Origin of the sequence: Streptomyces sp. NPDC024017, from assembly GCF_040638895.1 — a bacterium.
Classification (GTDB): domain Bacteria; phylum Actinomycetota; class Actinomycetes; order Streptomycetales; family Streptomycetaceae; genus Streptomyces.
Window position 1 is genome coordinate 457,482 of sequence record NZ_JBEZYZ010000008.1, and the last position, 21,860, is coordinate 479,341.

17 protein-coding genes are annotated in these 21,860 nt (G+C 70.8%); 5 read left to right on the forward strand and 12 right to left on the reverse strand.

The features are described 5' to 3' along the window. Nucleotides 1-259: 259 nt before the first annotated feature. A complete protein-coding gene (locus AB0G20_RS24055; RefSeq protein ID WP_361305766.1) occupies nucleotides 260-1,579 on the reverse strand; it encodes a jacalin-like lectin in 1,320 nt (439 codons plus the stop codon). Nucleotides 1,580-1,696: 117 nt separating this feature from the next. Further along, nucleotides 1,697-2,479, reverse strand: coding sequence for a hypothetical protein (locus AB0G20_RS24060; RefSeq protein ID WP_361305768.1), 783 nt, complete (start codon nucleotides 2,477-2,479; stop codon nucleotides 1,697-1,699). A 258-nt stretch (nucleotides 2,480-2,737) separates the two neighbouring features. On the opposite strand from AB0G20_RS24060, the gene AB0G20_RS24065 reads away from it, so the two are divergent. Further along, complete coding sequence (locus tag AB0G20_RS24065; RefSeq protein ID WP_361305770.1) at nucleotides 2,738-4,018, forward strand: MFS transporter; 1,281 nt, start codon at nucleotides 2,738-2,740, stop codon at nucleotides 4,016-4,018. 58 nt (nucleotides 4,019-4,076) lie between these two features. Here the strand turns inward: AB0G20_RS24065 and AB0G20_RS24070 are convergent, their stop codons facing one another. The 9 genes from AB0G20_RS24070 to AB0G20_RS24110 form a co-directional block, all read right to left on the reverse strand. After that, nucleotides 4,077-4,883 carry an ABC-2 family transporter protein gene (locus tag AB0G20_RS24070; RefSeq protein ID WP_361305772.1) on the reverse strand — a complete coding sequence of 269 codons (807 nt, stop codon included), beginning with the start codon at nucleotides 4,881-4,883 and terminating at the stop codon, nucleotides 4,077-4,079. Between the two features lies 1 nt (nucleotide 4,884). After that, complete coding sequence (locus AB0G20_RS24075; RefSeq protein WP_361305774.1) at nucleotides 4,885-5,688, reverse strand: ABC-2 family transporter protein; 804 nt, start codon at nucleotides 5,686-5,688, stop codon at nucleotides 4,885-4,887. Nucleotide 5,689: 1 nt separating this feature from the next. Beyond that, nucleotides 5,690-6,685, reverse strand: coding sequence for an ATP-binding cassette domain-containing protein (locus tag AB0G20_RS24080; protein WP_361305849.1), 996 nt, complete (start codon nucleotides 6,683-6,685; stop codon nucleotides 5,690-5,692). Between the two features lie 125 nt (nucleotides 6,686-6,810). After that, nucleotides 6,811-9,684 (reverse strand): glycoside hydrolase family 2 TIM barrel-domain containing protein, encoded by a 2,874-nt coding sequence (locus AB0G20_RS24085; protein WP_361305776.1) that lies wholly within the window; start codon nucleotides 9,682-9,684, stop codon nucleotides 6,811-6,813. 12 nt (nucleotides 9,685-9,696) lie between these two features. After that, nucleotides 9,697-10,578 carry a carbohydrate ABC transporter permease gene (locus AB0G20_RS24090; RefSeq protein ID WP_361305778.1) on the reverse strand — a complete coding sequence of 294 codons (882 nt, stop codon included), beginning with the start codon at nucleotides 10,576-10,578 and terminating at the stop codon, nucleotides 9,697-9,699. Continuing rightward, nucleotides 10,575-11,540, reverse strand: a complete 966-nt coding sequence (locus AB0G20_RS24095; RefSeq protein WP_361305780.1) for a sugar ABC transporter permease — start codon at nucleotides 11,538-11,540, stop codon at nucleotides 10,575-10,577. Before AB0G20_RS24095 ends, AB0G20_RS24090 begins: the two co-directional genes overlap by 4 nt. A 20-nt stretch (nucleotides 11,541-11,560) precedes the next feature. Beyond that, a complete protein-coding gene (locus tag AB0G20_RS24100) occupies nucleotides 11,561-12,823 on the reverse strand; it encodes a sugar ABC transporter substrate-binding protein (protein WP_361305782.1) in 1,263 nt (420 codons plus the stop codon). Between the two features lie 220 nt (nucleotides 12,824-13,043). Further along, complete coding sequence (locus AB0G20_RS24105) at nucleotides 13,044-14,291, reverse strand: ROK family transcriptional regulator (RefSeq protein ID WP_361305784.1); 1,248 nt, start codon at nucleotides 14,289-14,291, stop codon at nucleotides 13,044-13,046. A 236-nt stretch (nucleotides 14,292-14,527) separates the two neighbouring features. Continuing rightward, nucleotides 14,528-15,295, reverse strand: coding sequence for an ANTAR domain-containing protein (locus AB0G20_RS24110; protein WP_361305786.1), 768 nt, complete (start codon nucleotides 15,293-15,295; stop codon nucleotides 14,528-14,530). A 135-nt stretch (nucleotides 15,296-15,430) separates the two neighbouring features. On the opposite strand from AB0G20_RS24110, the gene AB0G20_RS24115 reads away from it, so the two are divergent. Next, nucleotides 15,431-15,772: a helix-turn-helix domain-containing protein gene (locus tag AB0G20_RS24115; RefSeq protein ID WP_361305788.1), complete on the forward strand. Its 342-nt coding sequence runs from the start codon at nucleotides 15,431-15,433 to the stop codon at nucleotides 15,770-15,772. 298 nt (nucleotides 15,773-16,070) lie between these two features. Here AB0G20_RS24115 and AB0G20_RS24120 read toward each other — a convergent pair whose 3' ends face one another. Continuing rightward, nucleotides 16,071-17,327 (reverse strand): D-arabinono-1,4-lactone oxidase, encoded by a 1,257-nt coding sequence (locus AB0G20_RS24120; RefSeq protein WP_361305790.1) that lies wholly within the window; start codon nucleotides 17,325-17,327, stop codon nucleotides 16,071-16,073. Between the two features lie 179 nt (nucleotides 17,328-17,506). Here AB0G20_RS24120 and AB0G20_RS24125 point away from each other — a divergent pair, with 179 nt between their 5' ends. The 3 genes from AB0G20_RS24125 to AB0G20_RS24135 all read left to right on the forward strand — a co-directional run bounded on the left by AB0G20_RS24125 (nucleotide 17,507) and on the right by AB0G20_RS24135 (nucleotide 21,688). After that, the gene (locus tag AB0G20_RS24125; RefSeq protein ID WP_361305792.1) at nucleotides 17,507-18,514 is read left to right on the forward strand and encodes a hydroxyacid dehydrogenase; all 1,008 of its coding nucleotides are present in this window, start codon (nucleotides 17,507-17,509) and stop codon (nucleotides 18,512-18,514) included. 128 nt (nucleotides 18,515-18,642) lie between these two features. Continuing rightward, nucleotides 18,643-19,962, forward strand: coding sequence for a radical SAM protein (locus tag AB0G20_RS24130; RefSeq protein ID WP_361305794.1), 1,320 nt, complete (start codon nucleotides 18,643-18,645; stop codon nucleotides 19,960-19,962). A gap of 235 nt (nucleotides 19,963-20,197) precedes the next feature. Further along, nucleotides 20,198-21,688: a cellulose-binding domain-containing protein gene (locus AB0G20_RS24135; RefSeq protein ID WP_361305796.1), complete on the forward strand. Its 1,491-nt coding sequence runs from the start codon at nucleotides 20,198-20,200 to the stop codon at nucleotides 21,686-21,688. Nucleotides 21,689-21,860 lie beyond the last annotated feature (172 nt).

Sequence of the window (21,860 nt, forward strand, 5' to 3'; positions counted from 1 at the left end):
CATGTACCGGCGCACCTGCTTCAGGGCGAGCACCATCATGCGGTCCGAGTACGTGCCGAAGAACCGCGACCCCGACAGCGCGTCCAGCGCGGAGCGGCAGCTCCGGGGCAGGCGACGTCGTCGTCGGTGAGCCGCAGCCCGGAGCCGTGGCGTACGCCGTCGCGCAGGGCCGGGACCAGGTCCCGGACCATCAGCGCAGCTCAGAGGGAGCGTAGTACGGGACACGGAGGGCGGAGCCGATCGCCGTCGGTCGGGCCGCTCAGCGGACCGGCGCGTACACGACCCCCAGCTTGTCGATCTCGTCGCCCGCGCGACCCGTGAAGCCCACGATCTGCCAGCCGGCGGGAGCCGTGAAGGTCTTCGCGTCGGACGTGGCCGTGCCGGCGGACAGGGTGCGGTTCCGGTCCGTCGTGAAGGCCGCCGAGAACAGGCGCGTACGGCCGTCCTTCTGACCCCGCGTCAGCCTGACCGAGGTCAGGTGCTCACCGGCGGCCAGGGTCAGGGAGGCCGCGGTCCCGGCCGTGCCGCCGTGGGTGAGGGTCCTGCCGCCGTCATGGGTGAGGGACACGGCGTCCAGACGGGCGCCGCCGCGCAGGGTGAGGGTGCGCGGGGACGGGGTCGACGGCAGGTCGTCCGCGTCGTTGAAGGCCGTGCCGTGCGGGCCGCCGAAGAAGTCACTCGCCCGCAGGGACGAGTTGAGCGTGTAGGAGAAGCCGACCGTGTGCGGGAAGTGGTCGGAGAGGTTGCCGCCGGACTGGTCCAGGAAGGACGCCCACTCGTTGTGGTAGCGGGTCGCGTTCAGGCTCATCAGCTTGCTGCCGCGGTAGAGGATCTTGTCCACGACCTCACAGTCGTCCGTGGGTGCCGTCGTGGGGCAGACGAGCGCGTCACTGCCCTGGGCCGGGGGCGTCCCGCCCTTCACACGCTGGACCCATGCGTCGGTCAGGCCGTTCTCGCTCACGAGCGTGCGGATGTTGTCTCCGGAGCGCGTGTACCGCGTGTTCGTGTCGCCCATGACGATCACCGCGTTGCCGGACGAGTTCGCCTGGATGAAGTCGGAGAGCTGCTCGACGTTGGCGCGGCGGGCGGCGAGCGCGTCGTCCGTGGCGTCCGCGTTCGTGTGCACGTTGTAGAGGTCCAGGAAGACACCCTCGGCGAGCCGTACCCGCGCCAGTGAAAAACCCTTCGGGGTAAGGCAGTTGGTGCCGGTGCACTTGTCCCACTTCACCCGCTGGAAGTCCTCGAAGGGGTGGTCCGAGAGGGTGTTGAGGCCGTCTCCGAAGGGGACACCGCCGCTGGTCGCGGTGCGGTGGGCGTGGTTGTCGCCCGCGTACAGGGCAGCGTGGTAGTTGAAGTCCTCCTGCACATTGACGATGTCGTAGGCCCCGAGGCGAGGAGAGATCAGCGGAGTGTTCTTCTCCGGGTTGCCGGAGCTCAGGCCCTCGGGGAGGCCTGCGACGTTGTAGGTGAGGACGTTGAAGGAGCCGGAGTCCGCGGCGACGGCGGGTGTCGCGGCGGTGGTGGCCACACCCGTGACGGCCAGGGCGGCGGCCATGAGCGTGCCGATCAGTCTCTTCATGGGGGGTGTCTTCCGGTGGGGGAGGAGAGCGGGGAGAAGCTGAACGGGGCTCAGGTTCGAGGGCAACGCCCTTGTTGCGCAAGGGGAGTCGCGCAAACAGTGGAAGACGCCCTGGCGTCAGGAGGGACGCAGGAGCCTCAGATCGGTGCCCCAGGCGTCGAGGACCCCGTCGTGTCCGGCCCGGCGCGCCGCTTCCTCGATCTCGGCGAAGAGGGTGCGCTGGGTGGGCGGGTCGCCGTCGGCCAGGATGCGCCGCAGGACCGGCAGGAGCCGGTTCGCCTCCCACCGGGAGTCGCCCAGCGGCTGCCGCTCCAGCTCCCACCGCAGGTACTTGTTGTAGGGCCGGACGCGGCGGTGCAGGGCGAAGAGCACATCCAGGGCGTACGGGACGGTCTCGGCGGCGTCCAGGTGGCCCAGGTCGGGCCGGTCGTCGCGGTAGCTCTTCAGGGAGCGGTAGGTCTGGTTGACGTAGGCGTCGAGCCAGCCGGCGGCGGCGTCCCGGGCCTCTTCGGCGCCGAGCGTCCGCTTCTCGTCGAGGATCCGGGCGACGACCCCGTCGAGCCGGTCGAACAGCACCTCGGCGTGGACGTAGGAGTACCGCGCGAAGCTGTCCGGGCGGCCGGGCATGCCGCGGGTGCGGAACTCCGCGAGGGTGATGACGACGAGGTCGAGGTGGGCGGAGCGGAAGCGGTCCAGTGCGGCGAGGGCCGGGACGCTCTCGTCGCGGACGACGACGTGCAGGTCGTAGTCGGAGTGGACCGTCGGCATACCGGCGTGGACCCGGGAGCCGCTGAGGACGAGCCCGACGACACCGGGCTCGGCGATCGCCCGTGCGGTGAAGGCCCGCAGGGTCTCCTCGGGGGTCGCGCCGGGGACGGGGGCGTAGCTGTCGCGCACCATGGTGATCTCTCCATGCGGATACGTCCGCGGCTCGCGCGCAGGCGGCCGCGGATACGGATCGGTTCGCTTCTGCGGCGCCGGGCAGCGCCGCCGGAGAGATCACTTCACGGTGCCGAGGCTACCCGTCCGGGCTTGCGGGTTCAGCCTGTTGGGCAGACCCGCGCGGGCGGGCTTCACCGTGGGGTGCGCCGTCCCGGCCGTCGTGGGCGGCCGTAAGGTTGCCGGGACGCAGTGCGGACGGGGCTCGGGGGAGGCGGCATGACGCACGGGGCGGCGCGGCGCGGGGACGAACCCGGCAGCTCCGCGGACGCCGCCGACGACGGCTTACGCGGCACGCGCCCGCTGTGGCGGCAGCGTGACTTCGGGATCTTCTGGGCCGCCCAGACCCTCTCCGTGCTCGGCGACTCCTTCGCGCTGATCGCCCTGCCCCTGCTGGTGCTGGAGGCCACGGGGTCGGTCGCGCGGATGGGCCTGCTGACGGCGGTGGGCGGGGCGGCGGCGGTCGTGGCGGCGGTGTTCGCCGGTGCGGTCGTGGACCGGGTCGACCGGCGCCGGCTGCTCGTCGCCTGCGACCTGGTGCGCATGGGGCTGTACGGGGTGATCCCGCTGGTGTGGCTGTTCGCCCCGCAGATCTGGCTGCTGTATGTGGTGCTGCCGCTGTGCGAGGCCGTCGGCATGCTGTTCGCGGTCGGCTACGTCACGGTCGTGCGCGGACTGGTCGGCACCGAGCAACTCACTGAAGCCAACGGGCGGTTGAACGCCACGGCCGCCGCCGCGGGCGTCCTGGGGCCCCTGTGCGCCGGCCTGGTCGCCGCCTGGTCCGGCCCCGCGGCGGCCGTGGGCGTGGACGCGGCCAGCTTCGGGATCTCCGCCACCTGCCTGCTCTTCGTACGCTTCCGCAAGCGCACACCCGACGAGCGGCAGGGCACGCGCACCGGCCTCCGGCAGGACCTGCGCACCGGCATCGCCTTCCTCCACGGCCATCCCGTGCTGCGCTCCCTCACCGTCCTCCTCTTCGTCTTCAGCTTCCTCACCCTCGGTCTGAACGACCTGGTCATCTACCACCTCAAGCACGACCTCGGCCACGACGACGGCACGGTCGGCACCGTCATGGCGGCCGGTGCGCTCGGCACCATCACCGGTGCCCTGCTGGTGGCCCGGATCCGGCGCCGTCTCGGCTTCGGCCCGACGTGGACCGGCTCGGTCGCGGTGTGCGGCCTCGCCTTCGCCGGTCTCGGCTGGGCCCGCGACGTCCCGGCCGTCGCGGGCCTGAGCGCCGCGTTCCTCGCCTGCGCGGGCATGGCGGGCACCTGCTCGATGTCCCTCCGCCAGGAGGTGACCCCGGAACACCTCCTGGGCCGCGTCACCTCCGCCTTCTGGACCCTTCAGTACGCTGCGGCCCCCATCGGCGCGGCCGTCCTCACCTGGGCCGCGGAAACACAGGGCACGACCCCGGTCGCCCAGACGGCCGGAGCGACCTGTGTCCTGCTCGCCGCGACGGGCTGGTTCACCCCGATCCGCCGGGCGGGCCGCTCCTGACCCGCCCGGCCCTCACCGGCAGCCGCAGCCGTCCCACAGCGCGGCCAGAGCGCCGCGGTCACCCGTTGACCCCGCTGTAGTGCCGCAGACTCCACTTCCACAGCAGCCGCGCCCCCAGGTACGCCAGCAGCCCGAGCAGCGGTGAGGCCGCCGCGAGCCAGTACGGGACTCCGGTCGTGTGGCCGTGGCCCGTCAGGACCGCGGCCGGGAAGTAGGCGACGAACGCGAGCGGAAGGCCGTAGGTCAGGAAACCGCCCACCGCCCTGGGCAGGACGTTCAGGGGGTAGCTGCCGAAGGTGCCGAGGAGTTCCTCCAGCCAGCGGCCCCACATGTCGGCGGCCGGGAAGCGCAGGGACGCGCTGGCCACGACCGTGAACAGGGCCGCCTCCAGCAGCATGCCGCCGAGCACGGCCGCGACGAGGTAGGTGACGCGGCCCGTCGTCCAGTCCAGGTCGCTGCGGGAGAGCGCGCCCACCATCAGGCCCGCCGCCACCGTCAGGTCCCCGATGGCGTTGGTCGGGAAGAACGCCAGCTGGATCTGGCGGTGGACCGGCATCGGGCGCATCAGGTAGACGTCGATCCTGCCTTCCTGGATCTGCCGTCCGGCCCAGTGCATGCGCCCGAGGAACAGGACGAACAGCCCGTGCGCCAGCATCCGCGTCGCCGGGATCAGCAGCACGTCGGAGCTGTCCCAGCCGCCCATCCCGGCGAACCGCGACAGCAGCACCGTCGCGAACACGATCACCGACACCTGCCAGATCGCCCCGATCGCGATCATCAGCAGGAACTCGGTGCGGTACTCCATCTGCGCGCGGAAGTTGAGCGCCGTCACCCGCCACACGATCCGCAGAGCCTTCAGCGACATCTCAGCCTCCCTGCGAGATCACGCGCCGGGCGGCCCGCCGCCACAGGAACCGGGTGAACAACGCCAGCGCCACGACCCACGCGGCCTGCACGGAGAGCTGGAACGCCGCGTCGGACAGGGGGATCCGCCCCACGTACAGCGACAGCGGCACGCTCAGCGTGGCCTGGAAGGGGAGGAACGCGCTCATCGTCACGAACCAGTCCGGGAAGAACCACAGCGGCGCGTACACCCCGGACAGCAGGTTCTGCGCGAACAGCAGGATCAGCATGGCCGCGGTGTTGCGGACCGTCCAGAAGCACAACTGGTCGAGCACGAGCATGACGTAGTACAGGACCCACTGGCCCAGCAGCATGCTGAGTACGAACACCCCGGCCACCGCGGGTGACCCGGGCGGTTCGACGACGCCCGCGGCCAGGCAGATCACGTACCCCGTCAGCGCCCACGCCAGCCCGTACAGCTGCTCTCCGGCGGCCCGCAGGGCGTAGTAGCGCTGCGGCGGCAGCGGCCTCAGGTACCAGTAGACGATGGTGCCGAAGTGCATGTGCTGCAGGACCGTGTCCCGCCCCGCGTACTGGTCCAGCTCCCGCAGCCGGGACGCCAGTACGGCCAGCACGGCGTAGGTGACCGCCTGGTCGCGGCTCAGCCCCGCGGTCGTGCCGCTCTGCGCGTACAGGCCCCTCCACAGCGACCAGACCAGCACCACCTGCACGGCCAGCCGGAGCGCGACGGCGGTCATCCGGGGCGGTGCGTTCAGCTCGCCGAGCGGGGTGACCCGGGCGGCGCGCCAGGCATGGAGCACGGCCACGTCAGACCTCCCCGGCATGCGCGTACGCGGCCCGCATCACGTCCTCGAGGTCCGCCTCGTCCAGGGCGATGTCCGTCACCTCGAACCGCTCGATCACCGCCTTCAGCGCCTGCTGGACGGTGAGCGCGGCAGGCCCGTCGGGACCGAGGACGACCTGCGCGCCCGCGTGCCGCAGCAGCGTGGTGCCCGGCGGCGGTACGACCTCGGCGTGCGGGTCGGCCAGCGTGGCCCGCACCTGCCAGGTCGAGCCGAACTTCCGGCGGATCTCGTCGAGCGTGCCGTCCAGCATCAGCCGGCCGTGGTTGACCAGCACGACCCGCTCGGCGAGCCGCTCGACCTCCGTCATGTCGTGCGTGGTCAGCAGCACCGTACGGCCGCGCTGCTCCACCTGGTGCCGCAGGAACTCCCGCACCTGCTCCTTCACCACCACGTCCATGCCGATGGTCGGCTCGTCGAGGAAGACCACCGGCGGGTCGTGCAGCAGGGCGGCGGCCAGGTCGCTGCGCACCCGCTGGCCGAGCGAGAGATGGCGGACCCGGGTGTCCCAGAACGAGGACAGCTCCAGGATGTCGTCGAACTCCTTGAGACGGGCGGCGTGTTCGGCCTTGGGCACCTCGTAGATGTCCCGCAGGATCGCGAACGACTCGCGCACCGGCAGGTCCCACCACAGCTGGGTGCGCTGCCCGAACACCGCGCCCACGTTCCGGGCGTTGCGCTCCCGCTCCCGGTACGGCACCACGCCCGCGACCCGGGCCTCGCCGGACGTGGGGGTCAGGATGCCGGTGAGGATCTTGATGGTGGTGGACTTGCCGGCGCCGTTCGGCCCGAGCAGGGCGAGGAGTTCGCCCGCCGCCACGTCGAAGGTGATGTCGGAGACGGCGTGCTTGGCCACCCGCTCGGGGTTGACCAGGGAACGGACGGCGCCCGCGAAGCCGGGGCGGCGGACGGTGGTGTGGAAGGTACGGGACAGCCCGCGGACCTCGATGGCGACACTCAACTGACCCACCAACTCCCTTGCGGTGAACACAGCAACGGCCGGTCGGCTCAAGGGCCGACCGGCCGCGGATGACATCCCGACACTGTCAAAATGTCGATCAATCGGTCAATCGATTAATCAGTTTCTTACGGGGTGGTCGAGAACACGAACGAGAACTCCACCGGCTCCGCCTTCAGGAAGTACTGCGGCAGCGGACCCGGGCCGCAGGACTGCGAGCCGATGCCGTGCTGCCCGTGGTCGAGGTTGACCCACACCGTGTCGCCGGCCGCGAGGTCGGTGCGGTGCCGGGCCGCGTCCAGCTGCTCGGTCGTCCAGCGCCGCGCGGTGAACCAGAACTCCGGGTCGCCCTCGATCCTGAGACCGCCGAGTTCCACCCACCGGACGTCGGCACGGGCGCCGTTCTCCTGCGGACGGACGTACGGCGTCTGCAGCCCGTCCACCGTCGACTGCCAACGGCCCACCATGGACGCCGTCCGGGTGTCCGGGTACGCCTCGCCGGGACCGCCGCCGAACCACTCCACCCGGTCCGCCTCCGGCAGGCCGAAGCGCACGCCGAGCCGGGGCAGCGGCACCGTCCAGTCGCCCTCCGGCGTCACGGACACGGTCAGCCGCAGCCGCTCGCCGTCGGACGTCCAGCGGTACACCGTGTCCAGGCCCACCTCGCGGGCGGCGGGTGCCACCCGGCTCCGCACCGTCAGCGCGTCGTCGCCCGCCTCGACCGAGACCAGGCGGTGCCGCATCCGGTGCAGGCCGAGCGTGCGCCACAGCGTCCCGTAGCGGGTGTCGGACTGCCACTCGGCACCGTCGTCGTTGTCGGTCGGCGCCCGCCATACGTCCAGCCGCGGCGTCGCGCCGACCTCCACCCCGCCGATCGAGAGCAGCGCACCGGTGCGGGCGTCGAACCCGGCCGGGCCGAGCGTGATCCGGCCCTCGTCCCGCACGGGCCGGTCGGTCGCGGGGAAGGACGGCAGCGGCCGCGCCCCCACCGCGAACTGGCCCCAGGCCACCACGTGCCCCTGCGCGGCCCAGGACGTGTCGTCCGCGAGCAGCGCCCGCACCGTCCACTGGCGTTCGCCGCCCCGGCCGTCCACGGGCGGCTCCGGCAGCTTCACCTCGGCACTCTCACCCGCCACCAGCGCCGGCACCGACAGCGAACCCGACTCGACCGTCTCGCCGTCCACCTGGCACGACCACTCGAAGGCCAGGGCGGACAGGTCGGCGAAGTCCTGCTTGTTGGTGATCCGCACGATGCCGTTCGCGCCGTCGCCCTCGATGTGGACCGGCTCGATCACCTTCTTGTACTCGATCAGGCCCGGCGACGGCGTCCGGTCCGGGAAGACCAGCCCGTCGCACACGAAGTTGCCGTCGTGCAACTCCTCGCCGAAGTCACCGCCGTAGGCGTAGCCCAGCTCGGCGTGCTTGACGCCGTGGTCGATCCACTCCCAGATGAACCCGCCCTGCAGCCGCTCGTACTTCTCGAACAGCTCCTGGTAGTCGGCGAGCCCGCCCGGGCCGTTGCCCATGGCGTGCGCGTACTCGCACTGGATGAACGGCAGCTCGCGGCGCCTGTGGGTGCCGCCGTCGAGCTGCTGCCCGATCTTCTCGACCTCGTCGTGGAAGGCGTACATCCGCGAGTACACGTCCGTGTCGCGGCAGTTCCAGTCGCCCTCGTAGTGCACCAGCCGCTCGGGGTCGCGGTCGTGGATCCACTCGGCCATGGCGGTGAGCCCGCGGCCGGTGCCGGCCTCGTTGCCCAGCGACCAGAACACGACCGACGGGTGGTTCTTGTCCCGCTCGACCATGCGCGCCGCGCGGTCCAGCAGGGCCGGGGTCCAGCGGTCGTCGTCGACCGGGTTGTCCCGCCAGTCCTGCTCGGTGAAGCCGTGGGTCTCCAGGTCGCACTCGTCGATGACCCACAGGCCGTACTCGTCGCACAGGTCCAGGAAGGCCGGGTGCGGCGGGTAGTGCGAGGTGCGCACGGCGTTGAGGTTGTGCCGCTTCATCAGCAGCACGTCCTCCCGCATGGTCTCCAGGTCCAGCGCGCGGCCCCGCTCGGGGTGCCACTCGTGCCGGTTCACGCCCTTGAAGAGGACGGCCTTGCCGTTGACCTTGATGAGCCCGTCCTCGAGGGCGACGGTACGGAAGCCGATCCGCAGCGGCACCCGCTCCCCGTCCGTGGCCAGCACACCGTCGTAGAGCCTCGGCGTCTCGGCGGTCCACGGCTCGACCGCGACCGTCACCGGCTCGCCCGTCGCGACATCGATGTCCAGGGCAGGCACGGTCACCCTGCCGTCGACGTCGGAGTCGACGCGCAGGGTGCCCTCGCCGGTGGTGTGGTCGTAGGAGGCGTGCACGAAGAAGTCGCCCACGCTGTCCGCCGGACGGTGCAGCAGGGTGACGTCACGGAAGATGCCCGGCAGCCACCACTGGTCCTGGTCCTCCAGGTACGAGCCCGCCGACCACTGGTGCACGCGCACGGCGAGCACGTTGCCGCCCGGCTTCAGCAGCTCACCGACCGCGAACTCGTGCGGCAGCCGGGAGCCCTTGAACTCGCCGAGCTCCGTGCCGTTCAGCCAGACGCGGGCGCAGGACTCGACACCGTCGAAGCGCAGCACGGCCCCGCCGTCCGACGGCCAGTCGGACGGCAGGTCGAAGACGCGCAGATGGTCACCGGTCGGGTTCTCCGTCGGGACGTACGGCGGGTCCACCGGGAAGGGGTAGAGGTGGTTGGTGTAGATCGGGGAGCCGAACGCCCCGTCGCCCTGGAGAACCCAGTGCCCGGGGACCGTGACCTCGGCCCAGCTCCCGGCGTCGTAGCCCTCCTCGGCGAACGAGTCGTCCTCGGCGCCGGCGGTGGCCGACAGCCGGAAACGCCAGCTGCCGTTCAGCGACAGGGACCGCGCGTCCGAGGCCGCGTACCAGGCGCGGGGCGGCAGGGCACCGCTGCCCGGGGAGACGTCCTCGACGTAGTCGACGGATGGGGTCGTACGGAAAGACATCGGTCTCCTAGCTCAGCCCTTGATGCCGGTCTGTGCGATCCCCTGCACCAGCCAGCGCTGGAGGAAGAGGAAGACGAAGATCAGGGGCAGGATCGAGATGGCGGTGGCCATGAAGATCAGGTGGTAGTTGACGGTCTGGTTCGTCATATATGACGACAGAGCCACCTGGACTGTCCAGGCACTCGGATCCTGTCCGATGACCAGGGGCCAGAGGAAGGCGTTCCAGCCGTTGATGAAGGTGATCGTGGCGATGGCCGCGAAGAAGTTCAGTGAGTTCGGCACGACGACACGCCAGTAGGCGCCCCAGTAGCCGAGCCCGTCCACGCGCGCCGCCTCCTCGAGCTCCTTGGGGAACCCCAGGAAGTACTGCCGGAAGAGGAAGCAGGTGAAACCACTGAAGAGGCCCGGGATGATGAGACCCCGGTAGCTGTCCACCCAGCCGAGGGAGGAGACCAGCACGAAGCTCGGCACGAAGGTGACCGCCGTGGGAACCATCAGGGTCACCAGAACGGCGTAGAACACCTTGTTGGCGTGCTTGTACGGGATCCGGGCGAGGCCGTACCCGGCCATCGAGCAGATCAGCAGGATGCCCGAGGTGTGCAGAACGGCGACGACCACCGAGTTCCACAGGGAGCGGGCGAAGTCGACGGTGACGTCGTCGAACGGCTCGCTGAAGTTGCTCCACTGAATGGAGGTGGGGAACCACTTCCACTCCTCGCCCGTGATCTCCGGGTCGGTCATCAGCGCGTTGCGGACGATCAGGTAGAAGGGGATGAGGAAGAGGAGGCCCGCGACGCCCGTCGCGATGTACAGCCCGGTGTTTCCGATGACGCCGCCGCGCTTGGCCTTGGCCGGCTTCGCGGCCTTCCTGACGTCGGGTGCTGTGGTGGTCACTTGGTCTCCTCACCCCTTCCGAAGCCCATGAGCTTGCCCTGGAAGAGAGTCACGACGCAGATGAGCAGGGTCAGGACGACCGCGCCCGCGCTGCCCGCGCCGTAGTTCTGGTTCTGGCCGAGGGCCATCTTGTAGAGCTCGACCAGCGGCGGCTGGCCCCAGGTGGCCTTGCCGAGCAGGTTGAAGAACTCGTCGAAGGCCTGGTAGGCGGCGATCAGCAGCAGCAGGATCACCGCGGTGGACGTGGCCCTCAGCTGCGGCAGCGTGATGTGCCGGAAGGTCTGCCAGCCCGGCTTGGCGCCGTCGATGGAGGCGGCCTCGTACAGCTCCCGCGGGATGTTCTGCAGCGCCGCGATGAAAAGGATCATGTAGAAGCCCGACTGGAGCCAGAGGCGGACGGTCACGATGACCAGCCAGTACCAGGGCGGGTCGGGGTTGGCCAGCCAGGCGATGTTGTCGATGCCGAACCAGCTGAGGACGGTGTTGGCCAGGCCGAAGCGGACGCCGTTGAAGATGGACATCTTCCAGATCAGCGCGGCGGCGACATAGCTGACCGCGGTCGGCAGGAAGAACACCGACCGGAAGAACGCCCGCATGAACCGCAGCCGGTTCACCAGCAGGGCGAGTCCCAGCGACATGGCCCAGGTGGCGGGCACGATGAACGCGGCGAACACGGTGAACGTGACGAGGGAGTTCCGGAAGTTCGTGTCCGTCAGGATCTGCTTGTAGTTGTCGAAGCCGACGAACTCGCTCGGTGTGACGGTGAAGCGTGCCTCGAAGAAGCTGAGCCAGATGCTCCAGCCGATGGGCACGAAGACGAAGATGACCAGACCGATCAGGAACGGACCGGTGAACAGCCAGAAGTTGAAGGTGCTGCTCGCCCTCAGGCCCCGCCGCGGCCGGGTCTTGGAGACCTTGGCCGGGGCGGGCTGGGCGACCCCGCGCGTGGTGGTGGTCGACATGTCGAGATCCGTCCGGTGGTCTATCCGAAGAGCTTCTTGAGTTCGGCGTCGACCTTCTTCTCGCACGCTTCGAGCTGTGCCTTGGGGTCACCGTCCTTGCGGACGGTGTTGGCGATCACGTCCCAGAACGCGGCGATCATGGCCTGCGTCCAGCCGATGTTGTCGAAGTGGCCGAACTCGTTGAAGAGCTTGACGCCCTCGGCCGGCAGGCCGGACTTCAGCTTGGTCGCGGACTCGGCGAGCGAGGTGCGCGGCGGGATGTGGAAGCCGTAGGAGGTGGCGAAGTCCTCCTGGTACTCCTTCTGGTCGATCCACAGCCACTTGACGTATTCCTTGGCCGCGTCGACGTTCTTGCTCTTGGCGTTGACGAACATCGACCAACCGCCGTTGTAGACCGACTGCTTGCCGGCCGATCCGACCTTCGGGAACGGGAAGATGCCGATGTCGTCGCCGAGCGCCTTCTGCATGGCCGGCATGGCCCACATGCCGCACCACTGGATCGCGGTGAGGCCCTGGATGAAGGCCGACGGGTCCCACGAGTCGGCGGGGGCGTCGAGGAGCAGGTTGCCGCTGGTGAAGAGGCCACGCAGCTGCTTGAGGCCATCGGCGACGGCGTCGGTGTTGAAGGCGGGCTTGTTGTCCGCGGTGAGCGTGTCGGCGCCGGCCGACCAGATCAGCGGGCGGTCCACCGTGGTCAGGTCGTTGCCGAGGAAGATGCCCTTGACCTTGCTCGTGGTCAGCTTGTCGGCAGCCTCGATCAGCTCCTCCAGCGTGGTCGGCACCTCGATCTTCGCCTTCTCGAACATCGAGGGCCGGTAGAAGAGGAACTGCGGGTCGTCGATCATCCGGACGCCGTATATCTTGCCGTCGACCGTGTGCGACTTGATGTCGGCCTGGTTGAAGTCGTCCTTGACCGGCTCGATGATGTCGGTCAGGTCCGCCACCTGGCCGCTCTTGACCATCTGGATCTGCGGGTGGAACTCGAAGACGTCTGGCGCGTTCTTGGTGAGCAGCGCGGCGAAGAGCTTCTGCTCGAAGTTGTTGCCGGTGATCCACTGCGTGGTCACGTCGGCGCCTTTGTACGCCTTCGCGTAGCGCTTGACGGCCTGCTCGACGCCGACCTCGCCGTACGCGTGGAAGTACTGGACGAGTCCGTCGCCCGACCCGCCGCCGCTCCGTCCGGTGTTGCTGCCGCACGCGGCGAGTCCGCCGGCGGCGGCCAGGCCCATCGCGGCCCGCAGTACGTTTCGGCGGTCCCAGTTCATGTTGCTCGATGCCGACATGCTGACGTCCTTGTCTCGAGTGCGGCTGCGGCTCTGCGGCTCACTGCCTGACGGCGCACGGCCCGAAGGCTCGCGCCAGATGGCTCAAAGAGAGGTGCGGTGCGGGACGCTAGAGCTTCGGCTAAGGCTTCGGCAAGGGGTTGGACGAAGTCTGTGCGAAGCGTTGTGTCCGGTTCGCGATTTCGAACACACGGGAGGTGTGGAGGAGTTGGTTCCGCCGCTATGAAGGTGGGGCGGTGGTGCGGCTCCTCACGGCGGCGGTGCGTTTGCCGTTCTTCTGCCCGACGGCCTGGAGCGCGCCCTCGAGCGCGAACGTCGCCGCGCCCAGGCACACGGGGTCGGTGGGGATCGGGGAGAGAACGACTTCGGTGGCGGCCAGGGGCCGTGGCAGCGCGTGCCGGTTCACGGCCTCGCGCACCTCGTGCAGCAGCGGCTCGCCCAGGGTGCGGGCGACCCAGCTGCTCAGCACGACGATCTCGGGGTTGAACAGGTTGACCAGGTCCGCGACCCCGGCGCCCAGGTAGCGGGCGGTGTCGTGGACGACCTGGCGCGCCACGGGGTCGTCCGCCGCGACGCCGCGGGCCAGGGCGTCGATGGTCGCCGTCTGGTCCTCGGCGTGCAGCAGCGCGCTGTCGGGGCTGAGTTCGCGCAGGTTCAGCATGATGCCGCGTGCGCCGACGTACGCCTCCACACAGCCGTGGTTCCCGCACCGGCACAGGCGTCCGTCCAGCACCATCGTGGTGTGGCCCCACTCGCCGGCGCTGTTGCTGACCCCCCGGTGCAGCCCGCCGCCCAGGACGAGCCCGGCGCCCACGCCGGTGCCGAGGTTGACCACCACGGCGTCCCCGCGCCCGCGCGCGGCCCCGAACCACAGCTCGGCGACCGCGCTGGCGCGCAGCGGGTTGTCCAGGTACAGCGGGTAGGCGATGTGCTCGGTGAGCAGGTCGAGGAGGGGTACGCCGTGCCAGTCCCAGTTGGGCGCGTACTCCGCGATGCCGGTCGCGCGGTCCACCTGCCCCGGCACGCTCACGCCGACCCCGAGCACCCGGGCGCCCTCGATGCCGGCCTGCGTGACCACGGAGCCGACGGCGGTGGCCACATGGCCCACCACCTGCTCGGGCAGGCTCTCGCTGGGCCGGACGTCCTCCTCGGCGCGGGCCAGCACGTTCAGCCCGAGGTCGAACAGCTCGACGTGGACGTACGTCTCGGCGATGTCGACGCCGATCAGTGCGCCGCCTGAGGGGTTGACCGCGACCAGGCCCCGGGGGCGCCCGCCCGCCGAGTCCTCGAAGCCGACCTCGGTGATCATGCGGAGGTCGAGCAGCTCGCCCACGAGGGTGGCGACCGTCGCGAGGCTGAGGCCCGTGGCCGCTGCCAGCTCCTGCCGGGAGGTGGGTGACTCCGCGATGATCTGGCGCAGCACCTCGTAGCGGTTCGCGGTGCGGATGTCACGTGATGTGCGCTTCACCGGGGTGTCCCATTCCTTCCCAGGCAGGCCGGGCCGGGTCGACGTCGGCACCGGCGCGGCGCAAGGCTATGGGCTGCCGGGACTTTCGACAAGGGGTTTGGAAAGGGGCTTTATAAAGTGCTCGCCTGGTGAGGACCGGCGGTGGCCGACCGTGGCCTGCCCATGATGCCTCAGTGCGGGTGCGGGTGCGGGTGCGGGTGCGGGTGCGGGTGCGGGGCTGGTGCGGGGCTGGTGTGTCAGTCCCGGCCCTCGGCGGTTCCGCCCGCGGAGTACGCCGCCACCTCGCCCGGGCGGCCGGTCGCGCCGGCGACCGCGGCGGCCAGTTGCTGCTGCACCTGTTCCGGCAGTGTGCTGCCGCGCACGGTGCCCACCAGGTCCTGGGCGAGGTTGTGCAGCTTGGTGTTGGTGTTCTGGGAGGTCCTGACCAGCACGCTCCAGGCCGCCTCGGGGCTCAGGTTGAAGGAGGCCATCAGGATGCCGCGGGCCAGGTCGATGGTGGGCCGGGTCTGCATGGCGCGGCGCAGCTGGGCCACTTCGGCGCGGAGGTCCTGGCCGTCCTCCTTCGGCGGCGTGTTGCCGAGGGCGGCCGGGGGTGCGGTGCTCTCAGGCCGGCCGGAGGCTGCGAACAGGTCCCGTGTGCCGGTCAGGTCGAGGAGGCGCTCGACCGCGACGCCGCAGGACCGGACGGTGACCGTCTTGCCCTGGTCGGCGGCGCGGGTGTGCAGATCCACCAGCGCGTTGAGGCCGGAGCAGTCGCAGAACCCGACCGCGTCCAGACGCAGATCGATGCCGCCGCCGGACAGCGTGAGCATGTCGTACAGCTCGGGGAGCAACCGCCGGCTGCCCAGGTCCAGTTCCCCCCACATCGTCACGGTCATCCGGTCGCCGTCCGGAGTGACGTCCATGGTCGCCATGCACGGAGGGATCGCCGCCGGCGCACTGTCGTCCGCCGTGGGTACGGCGTCCTCCTGCGTCTGAGGCCGCGAGTACGCAGGCTCCGGCATGGCCCTGTTCTCCCTTGCTCCGTTCGCCCTGCCTCCGCTTCCAGCGTTGCCCCTCTACCCCACACACGTCAACCGATACATGAAACGAAGTACGTGTTTTTGGGTGCGTGAATGTTCGGTCGCTAGAGTTGAGGCATGGATGGAGTGCCCGAGCCACACACCGGATGGACGTTCCTCACCAACCACGCCCGCGTGCTGGCCGCCATTGCCGACAATCACAGTGCCCGTATCCGCGATATAGCGGCCCACTGCCGGCTCACCGAACGAGCCGTGCAGAAGATCATCGCCGACCTCGAGCAGGACGGATACCTCTCCCACACGAGGGAGGGGCGCACCAACACGTACCGGATCGACCCCGGCAAAGTCCTGCGCCACCCGGCCGAAGCGGGCCTGACCGTGGCGTCCTTGATGTCCCTGCTCATAAAGGACGAGGTCGACCGCGCCACCACCCGCAGCCGCCCACACGCCGCGACGTGAGTGGCGGGCAGTCCCCCCACCCTGGCTCGACCGGCGGTTCACGCATGCCGCGGCCTGCCCGGCGGTCCCTCCACACGCCGCGACTTGACCAGCGGGCCGCCCGCCCGTCACGACCAGCCTGGCCGGACCGGCGGGTCACGCCCGCCACGGCCTGACCGGTGGGCGTCCGCGTGCCGCGACCTGCTTGCTGGGTCGCCCACACGCCTGGCTTGACCGGCGGGTCACGCGCGCCATGGGCTCCTCGGGCGGGGCCGGCCGCCGCGCCATCCGCACCCGGCCGGTCGGCCCCCGGCGCCGTCTACGCCTGCGCCAGCACATCCCTCACGAAGGCGTTGGCGAACTTCCCCCGCGGGTCCAGTTCCTGCGTCAGCGCCCGGAAGTCGCCGAGTCGCGGATACAGCTCGCGCAGGGCGGGCGCGGGCAGGGTGAAGACCTTCCCCCAGTGCGGCCGGGCACGGAAGGGGGCCAGTGCCGCCTCGACCCGCTGTACCACCGGCAGTACCGCCTGTGTGTCCTCGACCCAGGTGAAGTGCGCCGCGACGGTGTCCCGCCCGTGGGAGGGGCTCAGCCACTGGTCGTCGCCGGCGACCGTGCGCACCTCGCAGGTCTGCAGGACGGGGGCGACACTCTCCCGGATCGCGTCGAGCGCGTGCAGCATCTCCACGGCGTGCCCGCGCGGCAGCAGGTACTCCGACTGCAGCTCCGCCCCGCTGCTCGGGACGAACTCCGCCCGGAAGTGCGGCAGTCGCTGGTGCCACGGCCCCGGCACACCGAACTGTTCGGTGCAGTTGACCGCGGGCATGCCCGGCACCGGGTGCATCTTCTCCCTGGCGGGAGCCGCCCAGGGGAAGGCGGGCAGCGGCTGGTCGGTGCGCCGCTTCAGCCACACCTGCCGGAAGCCCGGTTCCCGCCAGTCGGTGAACAGGCTGACGCTGTACCCCGTCGCCATCACCGTCTCGAACGCCCCCGAGTCCAGGCCCTCCAGCGGCAGTTCGGTGAACACGTGCTGCTCGACCTCGTAGGCCGGCTCCAGGTCCAGGGTGAGCGCGGTGACGACACCGAGCGCGCCGAGTGAGGTGACGGCCCCGCCGAACCGCTCCTCGCCCCGGCCTATGGTCACCACCGAGCCGTCGGCCGTGACCAGCTCCACCTCGCGCACGGACGCCGAGAGCGGGCCGTTGAGCACCCCGGAGCCGTGGGTGCCGGTCGCGACCGACCCGGCCACCGAGATGTGCGGCAGGGACGCCATGTTGTGCAGCGCGAGTCCCTGCCCGTGCACCCGGCGGGCCAGTTCCGCGTAGCGCACGCCGCCGCCGACCCGTACCGTCCGGGCCACCGTGTCGACGTCCACCTCCGGGGGCAGGTCGGCCAGCGACAGCAGCACGCCCTCGGGGCCCGGTTCGGCGATCTCGTTGAACGAGTGCCCGCTGCCCAGGACCCGCACCCGCTCGCCGTCCGCGACCAGCGCGCGCAGCGCGGTGAGCGTGCCGGGCCGGTGCAGTTCCTTGGCCGCGTAGGTGATGTTGCCCGCCCAGTTGGTCACGGTCCCGTTCATCGCGTCGTCCTTCCCCGAGACAGCGGGGACCGGGAAGCCCCTGCCGGAACCTACCCCGGCCCCGGAGTCCATTGCCGCTGCCGCCGGCCCGGCCTACGGTAGGGATTGTAGAGAGCGGTTTCTATCCATGGTGTGCGAGCCCGCTCCAGCAGCGTCCCCCGAACCGGAAGGGCACCTCCTTGAGCCAGCGCCCCCAGGCACTGTTCGCCATGGCCGCCGAGAACGTGCCGCAGGTCTTCCCGCCCGAGGTGCTGGCGCGGCTGCGGAAGTCCGTGGACATCGATCCGGGCCTCGTGGCCCAGGACTTCACCGATCCGCGCGTCCTCGGCGTGCTGGCCCGGGCCGAAATCCTGGTGACCGGCTGGGGGTGCCCCCGGCTCGACGAGACGGTTCTCGACGCCGCTCCCCGGCTGCGCGCCGTGCTGCACTCGGCGGGCTCCGTGAAGTCCTTCGCCACCCCTGCCCTCCGGGAGCGCGGCATCGCCCTCTCCTCGGCGGCCGTCGCCAACGCGCTGCCGGTCGCCGAGTACACCCTCGCCATGATCCTGCTCGCCGGGAAGGACGCCCTCGCCGCCCGCGACCGGATGCGCACGGCCCGCACCTCCGCCGGGTGGGGCGTCATCCCCGGCATCGGCAACTACGGCCGCCGGGTCGGCGTCATCGGAGCCTCCCGCATCGGCCGCCGCGTCCTGGAACTGCTCCGCCCCTTCGACCTGCGGCCGGTCCTCACCGACCCGTACGTCGACGCACGGCAGGCCGCCGCGCTCGGCGTCCCCTTGCTGCCGCTGGACGAGCTGCTGCGCACCTCCGACATCGTCACCGTCCACGCCCCCGAGACACCCGAGACCCACCACATGATCGGCCGCCGCGAGCTGGCCCTGATGCCCGACGGGGCGGTGCTCATCAACACCGCGCGCGGCGCCCTGGTCGACCACGACGCCCTCGTGGCGGAACTGCGCGCCGACCGCCTGACCGCGATCCTCGACGTCACCGACCCGGAGCCGCTCCGCTCCGACTCGCCCCTCTACGACCTGCCCGGTGCGTTCGTCACCCCGCACCTCGCGGGCTCCCAGGGCAACGAGCTGGCCCGGCTCGGCCTGACGGTCGCCGAGGAGGCGGAACGGCTGCTGGCCGGGGAGAAGCCGGCGTACGCGGTCGACTGGGCGGCGCTGGAACGCGAAGCCTGACAGCCGTCCCCGGCCGCGAATCCGGGCGAACAGGACATTCTCGCGGCTCGGGGGGACCCGGTACCGGTCACGCACACCCATGGGCATACCGTGAGGAGTCGTACGTCCGAACCGGGAGGAGAATCGGGATGGGCAGCCGTACCGCGCTGGTCGAGGATCTGATGGAGCGGTTCCCGCACGTGCCGCGGGAGGCCGTCTTCAAGGAGGACCTGCTCCGCGGCGGCGTCGCCTTCGACCCGTCCGCGCTCAGCGACAACGAGGGCGGCGAGGTCAAGCCGAAGTCGTACTTCATCTTCTCCTTCGACCACGGCACCCTGCCCGAGCTGGGCGAGGCCGCGCTGCGCCGGCCGCCCGAGGAGATCATCCTCACCGGCGGCCCCTACGACCTGCGCCGCACCGTCGTCTCGGTGCGCGTGAACCCGTCCTCGCCGTACCGCGTCGCCGCGAACGACGACGGCGTGCTCGGTCTCTACCTCGACGGCAAGCGGATCTCCGACGTCGGCGTGCCGCCGATGCCCGAGTACTACCGGCACACCCTCGCCAGCGGGAAGTCGGTCATGGAGGTCGCCCCGACCATCCAGTGGGGCTACCTGATCTACCTGACCGTCTTCCGGGTCTGCCAGTACTTCGGCGCCAAGGAGGAGTGCCAGTACTGCGACATCAACCACAACTGGCGCCAGCACAAGGCCGCCGGGCGCCCGTACACCGGGGTGAAGGACGTCGAGGAGGTCCTCGAGGCCCTGGAGATCATCGACCGTTACGACACGGCGAAGGCCTCCACCGCCTACACCCTCACCGGCGGTGCCATCACCAAGACGGTCTCGGGCCGCGACGAGGCCGACTTCTACGGCCACTACGCCAAGGCCATCGAGGAGCGCTTCCCCGGCCGGTGGATCGGCAAGGTCGTCGCCCAGGCGCTGCCGCGTGACGACGTGCAGCGGTTCAAGGACTACGGCGTGCAGATCTACCACCCCAACTACGAGGTGTGGGACGAGTACCTGTTCAAGATGTACTGCCCGGGCAAGGAGCGCTACGTCGGCCGCGACGAGTGGCACAAGCGCATCCTGGACTCGGCCGAGATCTTCGGCGCGCGCAACGTCATCCCCAACTTCGTGGCGGGCGTGGAGATGGCCGAGCCGTTCGGCTTCACCACGGTCGACGAGGCCATCGAATCCACCACCGAGGGCCTGCGCTTCTTCATGTCGCACGGCATCACGCCCCGCTTCACCACCTGGTGCCCGGAGCCCACGACGCCGCTCGGCAAGGCCAACCCGCAGGGCGCGCCGCTGGAGTACCACATCCGCCTGCTCCAGGCCTACCGGCAGACCATGGAGGACTTCGGCCTCTCCTCGCCTCCCGGCTACGGCCCGCCCGGCGCCGGCAACGCGGTCTTCTCGGTCAGCTCCTTCATGGACAGCCTCCCGGCCGACGAACCCACCGCTGTTTGATAACACTTCGATGACATCGCCCCTCTGGGCGGCACGACATTGAGTCGCAGGGCGGCCGCACCCGTATGACACTCCGAGGCCGGAGCCATGGGGGTGCGGCCGCCCTGTCGTGATATCTGAACAGGGCGCTTGTCAGTTGTGTGGGAGGCGTGAAAAGCTCTGCCCCGCCGCGAGGTTCCCCCCAACTCCAATGCCGATGTGGTGAGTTGACCTCGCTTGTGGATGCAGGAGACTCATGCCCGACCTGCCGACCCCTCAGGACGCCACCGAGGCCGCGCTGTTCTCCGAGTGCTGGGACGCGGTCCTCGCGTACGCCGATCTGTGCACGTCCGGCTCCACGGCCGCCGCACAGCTGGGCCGCGAGGCGTTCGCACACGGCATACGCGAGGCCCGGGCCGCCGAATCCGGGCCGGTCCGCGGCACCGGCCGCCGCCCGGCCCGGCTGCCCCGCATACCCCTGCTGCTGACCGCCGTACGCACCACGGCCGCGGCCTGGGAGGAGGAGGGGCAGGGCCACAAACTCGACCCCGACCTGCGTCTGTGGCTCAATTCCGACAAGGCCGCCCGCTACACCGGCCCGCCCCTGCAGCGCCCGCTCGCGCTGCGCGGCCTGCGCGATCTGCAGCAGCCGGACGCCGAACTGCTGTGGTTCGCCGAGGTGGAGGCGCTGCCGCTGCCCCTGGTCGCCCGCCGCCTGGGTCTCGACCCGGCCGGCGCCGCCGAGGAACTCCAGCAGGTGCGCACCCTGTTCCGGGACCGCTGCCACCGCAACCACCTCGACACACCGATGGACGCCCAGTGCCGCAGCTACGCCCGGCTGCTGGACGCCGTCACCCGCTCCTCCGCCGCCGAGACCCCCGGCGACCTCTCCCGGCACCTCGCCACCTGCGTGCAGTGCGCCGAGGCCGCCGCCTGCCTGCGCCTGCACGGCGGCGCCCTGCCCGGGGCGCTGGCCGGCGGGGTGATCGGCTGGGGCGGCCTCGCCTACCTGGAGCGCCGCCGCCGCGCCGCCGAGGTGCGGCTCGGCGCCGGCCGGCCCGGCTCCGCGGACAAGGCGGCCGGCGAACCGGACGACGGGGAGCAGAAGGCGCGCGTCGCCCGCAACGGCCTCCTCGTCGCCGCCGTCCTGGTCTCCGTACTGGCCCTCGGCGTCTCACTGATGCCCTTCGGCGGCGCCGGCGACGACCTCGGCGCGCCCGGCGCCGACCGACAGCCGGTGGCCGACCCCGCTCCGCCCCTGCCGTCCGCCCCGTCCCTGCCGCCGGCGACCTCGAAGCCGGCCGGCCGCACCACCCAGGGCACGAAGCAGCCGGAGAAGCCCGGCAAGCCGGAGGACAGGAACCCCCACACCGAACCGCAGGGCACCTCCTCGCCCACCGAACGCAACGAACCCGACGACAGCGCGGACCCCCTCTGCCGGGTCGAGTACGACCTGGTCAACCAGTGGCCCGACGGCTTCCAGGCCACCGTCACCGTCACCAGCACGGAGTCCCTCGACTCCTGGCGCGTCGCCTGGTCCTTCCGGGACGGCCAGCAGGTCGGCCAGATGTGGGACGGCTCCGTCTCCCAGGACGGCTCCCGCGTCACCGCCACCGCCGCCGACTACAACAAGTCGGTCCCGGCGGGCGGCGATCTGGCCTTCGGCTTCCTCGCCTCCTGGCGCGGCAAGAATTCCCCGCCGTACGACTTCGAGCTGAACGGCCACGCCTGCGCGAAAAGCAGTTGACGCGCCTGTGGCGTGACGGGATAGCGTGACGTCGGTTCCGCGCACACGGCGGTTCCGTGAAGAGCAGAGCGACGAGGAGGTGTTGACCGATGGCTGTCATTGCGATGAGCGCTGCCCGCAACCAGTTCGTCACGTCCACCTCCATGGCCGCCGGCTGATCCGACCGACTGTC